The sequence below is a fragment of the Affinundibacterium fentianense genome (genome assembly GCF_018139545.1).
Classification (GTDB): domain Bacteria; phylum Pseudomonadota; class Gammaproteobacteria; order Burkholderiales; family Burkholderiaceae_D; genus Undibacterium; species Undibacterium fentianense.
Genome location: NZ_JAGSPJ010000008.1, coordinates 133,719 through 146,469, shown reverse-complemented (window position 1 = coordinate 146,469; position 12,751 = coordinate 133,719). Strand labels below are relative to the sequence as shown.

General features: G+C 46.3%; 7 protein-coding genes. 4 read left to right on the top strand and 3 right to left on the bottom strand.

Annotated elements, in window-relative coordinates:
* Positions 1 to 53: 53 nt before the first annotated feature.
* A complete protein-coding gene (locus KDM90_RS17240; RefSeq protein ID WP_230409866.1) occupies positions 54 to 2,678 on the bottom strand; it encodes a TonB-dependent receptor plug domain-containing protein in 2,625 nt (874 codons plus the stop codon).
* Positions 2,679 to 3,053: 375 nt separating this feature from the next.
* Between KDM90_RS17240 and KDM90_RS17235 the strand changes: the two genes are divergently transcribed.
* Complete coding sequence (locus KDM90_RS17235) at positions 3,054 to 8,153, top strand: alpha-2-macroglobulin family protein (protein ID WP_212676862.1); 5,100 nt, start codon at positions 3,054 to 3,056, stop codon at positions 8,151 to 8,153.
* Positions 8,154 to 8,347: 194 nt separating this feature from the next.
* Positions 8,348 to 8,680 (top strand): DUF4124 domain-containing protein, encoded by a 333-nt coding sequence (locus KDM90_RS17230; protein ID WP_212676861.1) that lies wholly within the window; start codon positions 8,348 to 8,350, stop codon positions 8,678 to 8,680.
* A gap of 42 nt (positions 8,681 to 8,722) precedes the next feature.
* Here the strand turns inward: KDM90_RS17230 and KDM90_RS17225 are convergent, their stop codons facing one another.
* Positions 8,723 to 9,808 (bottom strand): DnaJ-like cysteine-rich domain-containing protein, encoded by a 1,086-nt coding sequence (locus KDM90_RS17225; RefSeq protein WP_212676860.1) that lies wholly within the window; start codon positions 9,806 to 9,808, stop codon positions 8,723 to 8,725.
* Between the two features lie 102 nt (positions 9,809 to 9,910).
* Positions 9,911 to 11,032 (bottom strand): SPFH domain-containing protein, encoded by a 1,122-nt coding sequence (locus KDM90_RS17220; protein ID WP_212676859.1) that lies wholly within the window; start codon positions 11,030 to 11,032, stop codon positions 9,911 to 9,913.
* A gap of 663 nt (positions 11,033 to 11,695) precedes the next feature.
* On the opposite strand from KDM90_RS17220, the gene KDM90_RS17215 reads away from it, so the two are divergent.
* Positions 11,696 to 12,136 carry a hypothetical protein gene (locus tag KDM90_RS17215; protein ID WP_212676858.1) on the top strand — a complete coding sequence of 147 codons (441 nt, stop codon included), beginning with the start codon at positions 11,696 to 11,698 and terminating at the stop codon, positions 12,134 to 12,136.
* 96 nt (positions 12,137 to 12,232) lie between these two features.
* Positions 12,233 to 12,745 carry a GNAT family N-acetyltransferase gene (locus KDM90_RS17210; RefSeq protein WP_212676857.1) on the top strand — a complete coding sequence of 171 codons (513 nt, stop codon included), beginning with the start codon at positions 12,233 to 12,235 and terminating at the stop codon, positions 12,743 to 12,745.
* Positions 12,746 to 12,751 lie beyond the last annotated feature (6 nt).

The following is a 12,751-nucleotide window of genomic DNA, read 5'->3' as shown; positions in this document are numbered from 1 at the left end:
GTTTTTCGAAGGATACAGAATTTCCCTGTATCCATTTTATCTATTAAGCTATTTTAGAAGCGATAGTTTAAAGATAAGTTATACATACGGCCTAACTGGCTGAAATGCGAACCATCATAGGTAACCATGGAATAACGTTGGTCAAATGTGATGTTGTCAGATTGGATTTGGGCTGGTGTACGGCCTGTGTAATCCAAAGTTTTGCTATCCAAGATTGCTTGACCTTTTGCTTTATCGCCCGCAGCTTCCAATTTCCATGATGGCGTGACGTTGAACATATTGTTCACTGCAAACGCCAAGGTCAGGCTTTTATTGATCTGGTAGTTGATAGAGAAGTCAGACACCGTTTTCGTTTTAAATACAACCGCCAAGTTTTGATCCAAATCTGCATTTCTGAACTTGGTTGGACCAAACACAGTGTTATTCAGCGAGAGATTGAAATCACCGATGTCATAGTCGAAGCCAATGATAGATTTGAATTTTGGACGTGATGTGAACATCAAAGCTTCTTGTGTAATGTCCAAAACAGATTGTCCAGCTTTGGCAATAGCAGCTGGATTATTCACTGCACCATCACGCTCATTTTGCAGTGAGTAGTTTCCAGACCAGTTGAAGTGCAATTTACCATCACCTAATTGCATATTTCTGTGGTTGAACACGTAATCGATACCAGAAGTTTGGCTGTCCAAAGCGTTCGCGAAGAAACTCAAAGAAACGATGTTCGCTGCTTTCAGGATCTTATCGAGTTCCGCAGTTGCGTCGCCGCTTGGTTTAATTTCTTTACCCAAAATAATGCGATCTTTGAGGGAAATATTGTAGTAATCCAAAGTCATGCTGGTATCTTTGCTTGGTTTGTAGCCCAAGCCCAACGTGAAACTAGTCGATTTCTCTGCTTTAAGTTTCGGCACACCTAATGCAGCGGCTTCTTTCGACACATTGCTCGCTAAGCCCGAAACTTGAATTGTGCCGCCAGAAAACGAGTATTGCGCCTTCTGAGTATAGATTTGATGCAATGACGGCGCACGGAAGCCTGAAGACAAAGAACTACGCAACGTTAATTGGTCATCAATCTTATATTTCGCACTTAATTTACCAATCACCGCATTGCCGAAATCACTGTATTTTTCATAGCGTGCTGTTGCATCTAAAACCAATGCGTCGGTTACGTCGAACATCGAACCACCGTACACGCCGTAATTTGAGCGTGTTGAGCTAAATGAATTTTCCGGTGTGTTTCCTGCGTATGAATCAGCGCCAGAGTATAAGTAAGAAGCCTCTTCACCAGCAATCAAAGTATATTTTTCAGACCGGATTTCAGTACCGAAATAGGCGTTAACGCCTTTACTTAGCTCTTTGGAGAAATCTGCATTCCATACAGTATGAGTGAATTTTGAACCACCAGCGTCAAACCGTGTTTGACCATGCGGTGGCAACGGGGTTTTGTTTGCTGCCACAGCGGCTAGATAGGCATCTTCCATACCACGGTTCACGGAATTTGTGACCGTGTACTTTTGTTCATTGCCACCAATAGTGAGACTGATATCGGATGCCCAGCCGTCGATATCAAATTTTGTACCGATCGTTGCGTTGTAGTCTTTCAATGCACCGAGGAATCCAGGCACATATCCTAAATAAGGTGTGCCTGCTGCATGCAAGAGTCCATAGTCAGTTGGGCGCCAGTACGGTGTCCTGTAGTTTGCATAGCTGTCGATTTTCTTATCGATGTAAGCGGCATTCGCATAGATGTTGGTATCCGCGCTAATGTTATATCGTGAATTGACCAAAAATTTCGTTGCACGAGTGTCAGGTGATCCATTGATATTGCCTGCGTCTGGCTTCTTCGCGAGAAATGCGTTGACTTTGGCAAGGTCAGCTTCAAAGGTCGCAGGACCATCACCAAAAGTCGCTGCTTCGCCACGTGCGCTAACAATGCCAGAGCGTGAGGCCAATCCATTTTTTGACGCTTCAAAGGTCAAGTTGACGAAGCCTTGATCACCCAATGCCAAACCATGGTTGATGCTAACAGACTGCATCTTGCCGTCACCTTCATGTGTAACACCTGTGCGACCAGTAATCGATGTACCTTCGGGATTGTCTTTTAGGATGATATTGACCACACCTGAAATCGCGTCAGAGCCATATTGTGCTGATGCACCGTCGCGTAACACTTCGATGCGTTTAATTGCATCTTGTGGAATAGCCGAAATATCAGCACCGCTCTCACCGCGTCCTGGCGATGTTTGGGTATAGACCAAAGAGCTCGCATTTTTGCGCTTGCCGTTGATCAAAATCAGCGAGCGGCTTGGACCCATATTACGAATTTCATAGGGATCGAGCAAGGAAGTCGCATCATTCACCGGTGTTTGTACCGTATTAAATGAGGGAACACGGAAAGCCAGTGCTTTATCTAAAGATGCCTGCGCGGTTTTGGTCAATTCGGATGCTGCCAACACGTCAACTGGAACAGGTGTGTCAATCACAGTACGATTTGAGCCACGCGTACCGGTGGAAGTGACAACGACTTGTTGTACTTCTTGGTTCGCAGCGGGTTTCGCTGGCGTTGCATCTTGTGCGCTGGCAATGCCTCCACTGGCCAGCATCAAAATTGCAATTTGCACTGTACTTTTTACAAAAATATCTTTATTCGGCGAACGGCCGGAGCTTGATGATTTTTTCAATTCTTATCTCCCATTTAATTTAATTGTATTGAACGGCAGGGGTTTGCCACTCAACGTGCGGATAGTACTGGTATGCCATGCTTCCCTATAAAAATCAGGCAAATTCATACTACCTGAGCGGATTGGTACGTGCAATACGAGTTAACCGCATGTTGTTTTTTGGTGTTTTAATTGCAATTCAGAATTGCTTTTTTTGCGCTTTTTATTTATTGACATGTTTTTTTTAATGTTTTTTATCCTAATTTTTTGTTGTCGCTCAGACTTTATTTTGTGTACTTGTATGCAAAACAGATGTGCTTTTCTGTGGCGCAAAATGCTATATTGGCATCGCTTTAGATCAAACTTCGAGTAACACTCCAATGGCGGGACGGCACAATGACACAGTTCTCAAAAAAGAACCTAGGAATCGCATTTTTAACAATAGCAATCGCTGCAAGCGCGGGAGCTTGGTGGGTCAAGAAACACAAGACGACCAAGCCAGTCATGGGCGAGGCCTTAATTGCTAACCCTGATACGCCATTTGCTATCGGATCATGCTTAGCGCGTCTGCATGACGATAAGCCCGCGTTAGCTGTCATGTTTTCGCAAAGTATTGATCCAGACCAGGCTCTGGACAAGCTCATCGAAGTCAGTGATTTAGGCGAAGCGAAAGGCGGCAATGACAACAATGAGGGCGCGAGAAAAACCAGTTCGACCGCTGCGGCAAAGCCAACCGAGGTAGTTAAAGGTGGGTGGATACTTTCTGATAATCCACATGTACTTTTGTTTCCATTCGTAAAAGCGGGTCACACATATCGGGTCAATCTGAGTGGTATGCTCGCCGCCAGTTCCGGCAAAAAACTCAATGCGCCGCAAAGCTGCGAATTGGTGAGTGATGAAATGGCGCCATCCTATTTCTTTGCAAGTAAAGGAACTGTTTTACCAGCCGGTTTAAACGGGGGATTACCTGTCGTAACGGTGAATATTCCCGAAGTGGATGTCGAGTTTTTGCGAGTTTCACCAGAAAAACTGCCCAAATTTATCGATATGGTTGTTGGGAAAAATCACCAAGGGCAGGAATCTGAAGAAGAAACTGAGAGCGAAGAAGCGGATTACTATGATTATTATGGTAACCGCAACAAGCTCAAAGGATTGACATCGGGATGGCAATTGAATGCCTTGCAAGGTATTGCAGAGAGCGTTTACCAAAATCGATTTGTGACCAACGAAGTACCAAATAGTCGAAAGGTCAGTTTTTTACCGGTCGAGAAGATTTCGGAGTTAAAAGAGCCAGGGATTTATGTCGCAGTGATGCGTCGGCCCGGCTACTACGATTACGATTATCAAGTGACATATTTTTATGTCAGTGATATCGGCTTACATCTGCGTCGCCAGCAAAAGCAGACAGACGTGTTTACGACCTCACTTAAAGATGGCAAAGCGCAAGGCGGAGTTGATCTCGAAGTTCTTGCTGACGATGGCAAAGTCCTATTACGTGGAAAAACCGACGGTGATGGACATGGTGTTCTGCCTGGTTTGCCGAGCGCAGCACGATTGATGTTGGCCAAACGTGGTAAAGAAACGTCTATTATTGTTTTGCAAGAGCCTGGTCTTGATCTGGCGGAATTTGATATTGGTGGGCATTTGCCGCGAGACGCTAAGCTATTTGCATGGTCTGGGCGTGATTTATATCGTCCGGGGGAGCGGTTTACAGCGTCATTGATGGCGCGCTCAGCCGAAGGCATTGCCTTGCCTCCACAGCCAGTGAAAGTTACGCTAAAAAAACCCAGCGGTGACCTTGTCAGCTCCACCGTTTGGCAGCCCAATCCAAAGACGCCAGGGTATCTTCAAAATACGATTGATCTTCCACCAGATGCGGCGACGGGGCGTTGGAGTCTAGAGTTTCGAGCTGATCCGAATGCAAAACGACCAGATTCGATTTACAGTTTTCAAGTCGAAGAGTTTTTGCCGGAGCGCATGAAACTCAGCTTGAAAACAGATACAGTACCTTTACAGGCGAACAACCAATTTCTAGTCGCTGTGCAAGGCGATTATTTATACGGTGCGCCAGCAAGTGGGAATCGCCTTCTAGGTAGTGTTGCACAAGAGCGCTTCAAAAATCCACTGTCGAAGGAATGGCCAGGCTTTATTTTCGGTGATTTCGCTGACGATAAGGATAAGACCCGCGCTGAATTAGAGGAAACTGCGCTAGACGATAATGGTAAGGCCGAAGTGAGTGTAGCTTTTAACGCGAATGCCAAGTCCCCGGTCAAAGTGCGGGCATCTTTTAGCTTGCTCGAATCTGGAGGTCGACCCATTGTGCGCTCCTTAGAGCGAGTATGGTGGCCAGCAAAGGCAATGATCGCGATACGCCCTCTATTTGAACGTGACGTTGCGCACGAGGGGAGCATGGCGGAGTTTGAAATAATTCGAGTCGATAATAACGGAAAATTTGTGACGCTAAAGCAAGCACCGTTTAAATTGGTAAGAGAAGATCGCCAATACTATTGGCGCTACGATGCTGGTCGCGGCTGGCATTCTGGCTATTCGGAGGCCGAAGAGACGATACACGCTGGTGCATTGGAACTAAAAAATCGAGCCAAATTGACCGTGCCAGTCCAATGGGGGCGCTACCGTCTTGAAATCACCGATCCTGAAACTAATTTAGTTTCACGTTATTTTTTCTATGCGGGATGGAATGCACAAGATAGCGAAAGTGTTGGCAACCGACCAGATCGTGTACGACTGCAGTTAGAAGGTGTCCCGGCTAAACCAGGAAATGATGTGACATTAAATATTATTCCGCCTCACGATGGTGAAGCCTTGATTCTACTCGAAGCAGATAAGGTTTTATGGAGTAAGCGCGTTTCCGTTAGTACTAATGGAACCAAAGTGAATATTCCTATCGATAAAACTTGGAATCGATCGGATATGTACGTCTCTACGGTCGTATTTCGCCCAGGTAGCCAGGGCGATAAAGTCACCCCCGCTCGTGCAGTAGGATTGACTTGGCTGCCATTAGCGCGTGAAGCGCGCAAACTGAAAGTAAGCGTGGCAACGCCGACGCAGGTTGAACCCGAAAAACGTATGGTAGCGAAAGTTAAAGTCGAGAATGCTGCGGGTAAGAAAGTGACAGTGACCGTCTCGGCCGTTGATGTCGGTATTTTGAATATCACTGGTTTTAAAACACCCGATCCTTTTGACTTCTTTTTCGGTAAGCATCGATTCAGTGCAGAGTTGACCGATATCTACGGGAAATTAATCGAACGCATGGATGGTACGCCTGGCAAGATAAAATGGGGCGGCGACGCAGGCAAACGAGATACGAAGAGTATGCCGAAAAAAGTAAAGTTGGTTGATATTTTTTCAGGCCCAGTTCAGCTGAATGAAAAAGGTGAAGCGGACGTTGCGTTAAATATTCCCGACTTTAATGGTAGTCTGCGGGTGATGGTTGTCGCCTCGACAGAGGACGCATATGGGAGCGCAGAGAAAGAAGTTATCGTGAGCGCACCGATCGTCGCGGAAATCGCAACCCCACGTTTTATTGGTCCAGGCGATACCTCCAGTTTTGCACTTGATGTTACGAATATGATGCCGAGCGAACAAAATATTCAGATCAAATTAAGCGCCGATAAGTTGTTAAAAATTGCCGATGGTGAAAGGAATATCAAACTCTCACCTAAGCAAAGAAATATCTTGCGATTTAATGTGGAACCGACTGAACCATTTGGTTTGTCACGTATAAGTCTCGATGTCAAAACGGTTGGCGCGAAACCTATCCTTATTCATCGTGAGTTTGCTTTGCAAATACAGCCGCCAGTACCGCGCGAACAAGATGCGCGTCGCTTGCGTATTGAACCCGGTGCGACCCAAAAACTTGATGCGAATATGGTCGAGCGTTTCTATCGAGGTTCGGCGACCTTGAGTGTCACCATGTCGAACCGACCTCCACTGAATGTCCGTAGCATTGTCAAAGGCTTGTTGGATTATCCGTATGGTTGCTTAGAACAAACCACGAGCGCTGCCTACCCACATGTTTTCATTGACGAAGAAGGTGCGAAGGCGGTCGGCTTGATTCCCCATACTCGCGAGCAACGTGCAAAATTTATTGAGGGGGCGATTAGTCGTATTGCAGGGATGCAGGGCGCAGAGGGGGGCTTCAGACTATGGAACGGAAATGATGGTTCTTATGAAATGTGGCTGACACCTTACGTGGTAAGTTTCTTGGCCGATGCTCGTGAAGCAGGCTTTAATGTGCCTGAGGAAATGAGTAAGCGTGCGCAGAAATGGATGAGTGACAAACTCAATAGCGCTGCGAATCAATTTTCCCCTTTACCTACTTCCGTGAAACCAAATGCAAACGGGCAATATGACTGGCGCGACTACGATTTGATTCGCAATAGTCATCAACGATTTGCCGAATTAGCGCATATTGGTTATATGCTCGCACGCGATCAAAAGGCATCGTTAGCTTCTCTACGCTTGTTGCATGACAGCTATCGCGATCGCGCTAAATCCCCACTCGCATTGGTTCATCTTGGACTTGCATTGCAATTGATGGGAGATCAAAAGCGTGCTGATGTCGCATTGAATGACGCGATGAGTAAACCTTACGGAATACGTACGGATTGGGACTGGGATTATTTGGGGGATTATGGTACTGCGGTGCGTGATCAAGCTATGACGTATGCCTTGATGTTGCGACACAAAGTCACCCATCCGCAGCGCGAGGCTTTATTGATTAGTTTGGCGGATCGTCTCAGTAAGCCGCGTGGATATTTTTCAACGCAGGAGCGAATTGCTTTGTTCCTAGCCGCTCGCGCTGCGGGTGGTACGGTGACGGATCCATGGGAAGTCGTTTTAAAAACCGCAGAGGGAAGCAGCAATATCATATCTAAATCGAGCGAGAGCCGAAGTTTCGAGCCTGCGTTGGCGGTGAAAGGTATCTCGCTCGAAAATAAAGGAACCAATCCATTATGGATAGAAGTAGAAGCAAGCGGCTACCCTTTAAAACTGCCCATTTCTAATGCGGAGAAAATCAGTTTAGAACGTAAATGGTTTACCGCAGCAGGTAAGCCCTGGAGTGGTGGCAATCTCAAAGTAGGCGATATGTTGATCGTACGTGTCACAGCGAAGTCAAAACAAGTGATTGAAGATGCGATGGTGATCGACCATATTCCTGCGGGATTAGAAGTGGAAAATTTAAATATCTCCCAAGGACCGCAAGCCAGTGAATTTAACATTGATGGAATCAATCTAGCTGCGGCGATGGCAGATGAGCGTATCAAGCACAAGGAATATCGAGATGATCGGTTTGTGGCTGCGGTCAGATTGAACGGCAATCCAATTCAGTTGTTTTATATGCTGAGGGTAGTCACACCTGGGCGTTTTCATGTCCCTGGAACTTACGCTGAGGATATGTATCGGCCAGATATACGCGCCTATGGCCCTTCGTCAGATGCTGTCAATGTTGTTGATCCGCGAGCGGGTAAATAGGCTTGGCTCGATATTTGATTGGTTCGCGCTGCCGAAAAATTGGAAATGTATTTGGGTTTAACCATTGAACTCAATGCATTTCCGATGGGTAGATTTTTTGGGGCGACAGTGCTGTTCATTGTTTGCTTGAGGATGAACTAAATCTCAAGAGGAGTTTAAGCGCGATAGCCTCTCTTTTTTTCTCGATTTAAACAATGACATTAAACAAAATACAGAGTTTATTTCTTTCCAGCTTGCTTTTTCTTCCCAGCCTCTCATCTGCAGAGATCTATCAATGCCGAGGTGCGGAAGGAAAAATGCGATACTCTGATCGCCCTTGCAAGCAACAAGTCGAACAGCAATCAATTGCAAAAATTGTAGTTGCGCCAGCATCTGCGGGAAAAACTGCTAGCTCCAACTGGAAAGAGAAAGACGAAGCGTTGAAGGTGCGTCATAAGATGCGCCAAGAATATGAAAAATGCTTGGCCGATCCTATGAGTTTGGTTTGTTTTGGTCCTGATCAAGTTGCTGTTCGTCAGAAAAAATAAGAAGCATCAGACCGCGTACTTCGATGCTGAATTTGGGTCGATCTAATTGGTTTTCGCAAACGCGATGAGCACCATGATCATTGCAAACACGCATAACGCTGCACCCGCGATTTTCCAATAGGAGTAGGGGCGTTCACCCTGTACTTCGCCTGTTTGACCATTTACTAAAAAGCGATACGTCTTTTCACCGTACTTGTAGGATGATAACCAAATCGGCAACAGTATGTGTTTGAAACTAATCTTGGAATAGCGAGGCTGCATTGCAGTGATACGTTGGTGATCGCCTCCAATATCGCGACAAATAGTGTTGCGTATGGTGTCTTCCATGATCGATCGTGCGTCAACAAAACCTGGCTCGAGGGGTATTTGGTAAGCTTCGACCGTGAAACCTGATACATATTCATCCCGATAGCTTTGTAGCTTATTCAGATTCCATGGCGCTAAATTGTCCGCATATTGTTTCGGAAGTGTCTTTGACGCGATGACTAAGACATCGTCGAAGTTGACGTCGACTTCGCCAGCGACGAAAGTCCAATCGGTCTTTGTTACCTGTCGTGTTTTGGTTTCGCCATCTTGGATATAATTTTCTGTGACGGTGTAATCATCCCCTCGTTGCCCTTGATAAGTCGTATGCGATTCCGCATCATAAGTCCAATAAGGTGTGTAAATCCCTTTTAACCCACGATCAGCTCGATAGGCGCGTTTAAGCGCATTCGGGGCAAACCATAATCCCGCTACCCAATCACTAAATTTTTTTCTGGCTTCGCTTTCTTTAACATCGAATGGGGCGATTGCTTTAGGTTGGATTTGTCGTTTGGAATAGGCGTTCGCTGCGATCATTGGCGCTGCACAAAATGGGCAACGGTCGGAGACGATATGTTGCCCAAATTGGGATTGTGCTCCGCAGGCTGTACATTTGACGGTTTGCTGTTCGATGACGGCTTCATTGCCCGCTTGTTTGTTTAAGTAGTCTTGGTAGTCGAGTTCTTCGTTACTGACCGATTGAACGCTCGCATCCACCTCAATCTGATTTTGCCCGCCGCAGTAAGGGCACTTCAGCGCATGCTGACCAGGTGAAAATTCAAGTTTTGCGCCGCACAGCGAGCATGGATAGGTTTTTGTTGTCACAAGCTATTCCGAAGAAACGATGAGAATCAAAGTAAGACGTAAATCGACCACAATCCAAGTGAGACTCTGTTGGTTTATGATCGATGGTTGGCTAGGCAAAGATTATTGTGGTGGCAGCGGTGGTGGCAGCGCGGCAAATAAGTCGTTTAAATCGACTTGGCTACCGGCTTTTGCCCATGTTGGCATTCCTTGACACCAGACTAAGCTGTCGCGCGTTAAGGTTCCATTCGCGACTTGACTTTGCAGAGCAGCGCGCTCAAACGGTCCAGCTTGTGCGCCATTGATCGCAACAAAGTACGCTTGCGCTCCCGGCAAGGGTGGTGGTGTCGTGCCAACGGTTTGTCCATTGTTGGCATTCGCTTGAAACAAATTACCCATACTTTGATTGAGCATTCCTCCCACACCAACGCCCATCATTGCGCCGGTCATGCCTGGGTTCTGTGCGGCATCGCGTAGTGCTTGCGCTCCTTGATATTGCGCGAATTGTTGCATGTTACCAATCGCACGCATCGCGCCTTGCTGATCGATTGCTTTTTCTACTTCTTCTGGTAGGCCAATGTCTTGCACCTGTACTTCACAGAGTTCTAGTCCGTATTGCTCAAAGTCAGCAGCGATCTTTTCTTGAATTCGCTGGCCAACGACGCTGACTTTACTCTCTAGGTCGATAACCGGTACACCAATTTCAGGCATGACCTCTTTAATCCGTAAGCCGATTTTTCCGCGCAGATTTTCTTCGATGTCTTGAATGGTAAAGTCGGCCTGTGTGCCAACCAACTCGAGTAGTACTGTTTTTGCGTCGCGAATACGCAAGGTATAAATTCCGAAGGCGGTGACACGGACAACGCCAAACTCAGGATCTCGCATCGTTGCAGGACCCGCTGTTCCCCATTTTAGATTGGTAAATCGAGTCGTTTTAAAAAAGTAAACTTCTGCCTTGAAAGGACTATTGAAGCCATATTTCCATCCTTTAATCGTACTCAAAAGAGGCATATTTTCTGTGCTCAATTCATACATGCCAGGCATAAAAATGTCAGCGACTTGCCCTTTGCCCATTTGGCCTTCGTTCACCACTACCGCGACTTGGCCTTCGCGAACGGTCAGTTTGGCTCCCATTTTGATTTCATTTTGGTAGCGCTCAAAGCGGTGTACCATCACCGCTGGATTGTCGTCCATCCATTCGATGATATCGATAAATTCGTTACTGAGCTTGTTCCATAGACCCATAGCGTTCTCCTAGTTGGTCATGCGATGTTTGTCGTTTCTGCCTGTGCCTAGTGTGTGAATAGCATCAAGTCAGCTAAATGAATGAAGTATTGCTTATTTGGTAAATTAAGACAAGCATGCGGTCGATTTACGCTGCGAAGCGAGTATCTTTGGTTAATGGTATCGTCGAGTTGGCGTGCAATCGTTGGGGCAATATTCGCATCATCAACGATGGAATCAGAATCGCGCTTTGAACGTTCGGCAGTGAGTGACATACTGGTCGCAAAATGTCGGCTGGAACGCAATGCTCAATTGCGTAGTGGCATCACCTTACTCAGAAATATCGCGTGGCTTTTAAAAGCTTCCAAGCACTCCTTGTCGCAAGGGTGAGCGAACCGTGCTTAAGCTTGACTATCCCAGTAAACGGTAAATGATTTATGATAGGGATCTCAGAACGGACTCGACGGAATCGATCAGCACGGAATTGATCATTGGCTGGCATTTAGGCAGCAAGATCCGTTTGTAAAAGGAGTATTGCGGGTCCGAGAGGAGCGACTCTGGTTCTCATCAGCTAGCTGCTCAAATTATGCACTAGTGTGGGAGTCCAAGCAGATTGCCTACCGTATGAAAATGTAGGGTGATTTCTGTCAGAAAAAACGCTAGAAAAATTAAGGAAGAACGACTATGCGAGTACATCAAAAGACAAAAGCTTCTTTACTCTTTTTTAGTCTTTTTTTTACTATCGCCGAATGTTTGGCCTGTTCGTGCGTTGTCTCCAATCCGAGTGACAAAGAACAAGTCGAACAAATGTTGCGCGATTCTCAGAAAATCTTCGTGGGCAAGGTGCAGGCAAGTATAGCGCCCCGAGGAACCGATAGTCATCGGAGTTTTCGATTTGAAGTGTATGAAGTTTTCAAGGGACAGTCTCGCCGAATTGAAACGGTATTCACTTCCATCAGTAGCGCTGCTTGCGGCACCACGCTGGCAACGGGAAAAATCTATTTGGTTGCGGCCCGAGGTGAAGACAAGCGACTACTGATTAATTCTTGTGAACGTCCCGTCGAAGTCGAATTCGTACAGGAGCAGCTTCGTATGTTGCGACAAACTTTGAAGGTGCGGAGTTGATCGTCGTTTCTTTGACGATGTCGTTCCCTACATAGAATGTCAAAGCTTCGCTATTTTTCCTAGACACATATCAACAAATAAGCGCTCAGAGACTCAATGCTTACAATCAGAAAAATGCAACTGGAAGACCTCGAAGGTGTGATGCAAATACAAGCACGATGCTATCGGGGGAATATTCCTGAATCGAAGACTTCACTTGTAGCGAAATGGTTTGCTTCCCCCGATACTTGTTTTATTGCGCTTGCAGACCACAGCATGGTCGGTTACCTATTCTCCTTACCGTGGACAAGTAGTGCACCACCCCAATTAAATGCAAGGGAATGTGAATTGCCACCGACGCCAGATTGCTTGTATCTGCACGATCTTTCAGTCCATCCCGACTGGCGCAACAAGCAAGTTGGCAAATTGTTGGTTGACCAATTTTTCGTGACATTGTCGACGCAAGCCTGGCCTCAGGCATGTTTAGTTGCGGTTCAAGATTCGACAAGTTATTGGTCTCGTTATGGATTTCAAGTTGTCGTACTGGCTACAGATAAGCAGATCAAACTTGAAAGTTATGGCAAGGATGCGCGTTTTATGTCCCTATCTAGAAGTGAGGCATCGAACTAAGCTAAG

Excerpts from the sequence above, each read along its gene's own strand:
- KDM90_RS17210 (WP_212676857.1), top strand. The coding sequence starts at position 12,233 with ATGCTTACAATCAGAAAAATGCAACTGGAAGACCTCGAAGGTGTGATG.
- KDM90_RS17235 (WP_212676862.1), top strand. The coding sequence starts at position 3,054 with ATGACACAGTTCTCAAAAAAGAACCTAGGAATCGCATTTTTAACAATA.
- KDM90_RS17220 (WP_212676859.1), bottom strand. The coding sequence starts at position 11,032 with ATGGGTCTATGGAACAAGCTCAGTAACGAATTTATCGATATCATCGAA.
- KDM90_RS17215 (WP_212676858.1), top strand. The coding sequence starts at position 11,696 with ATGCGAGTACATCAAAAGACAAAAGCTTCTTTACTCTTTTTTAGTCTT.
- KDM90_RS17230 (WP_212676861.1), top strand. The coding sequence starts at position 8,348 with ATGACATTAAACAAAATACAGAGTTTATTTCTTTCCAGCTTGCTTTTT.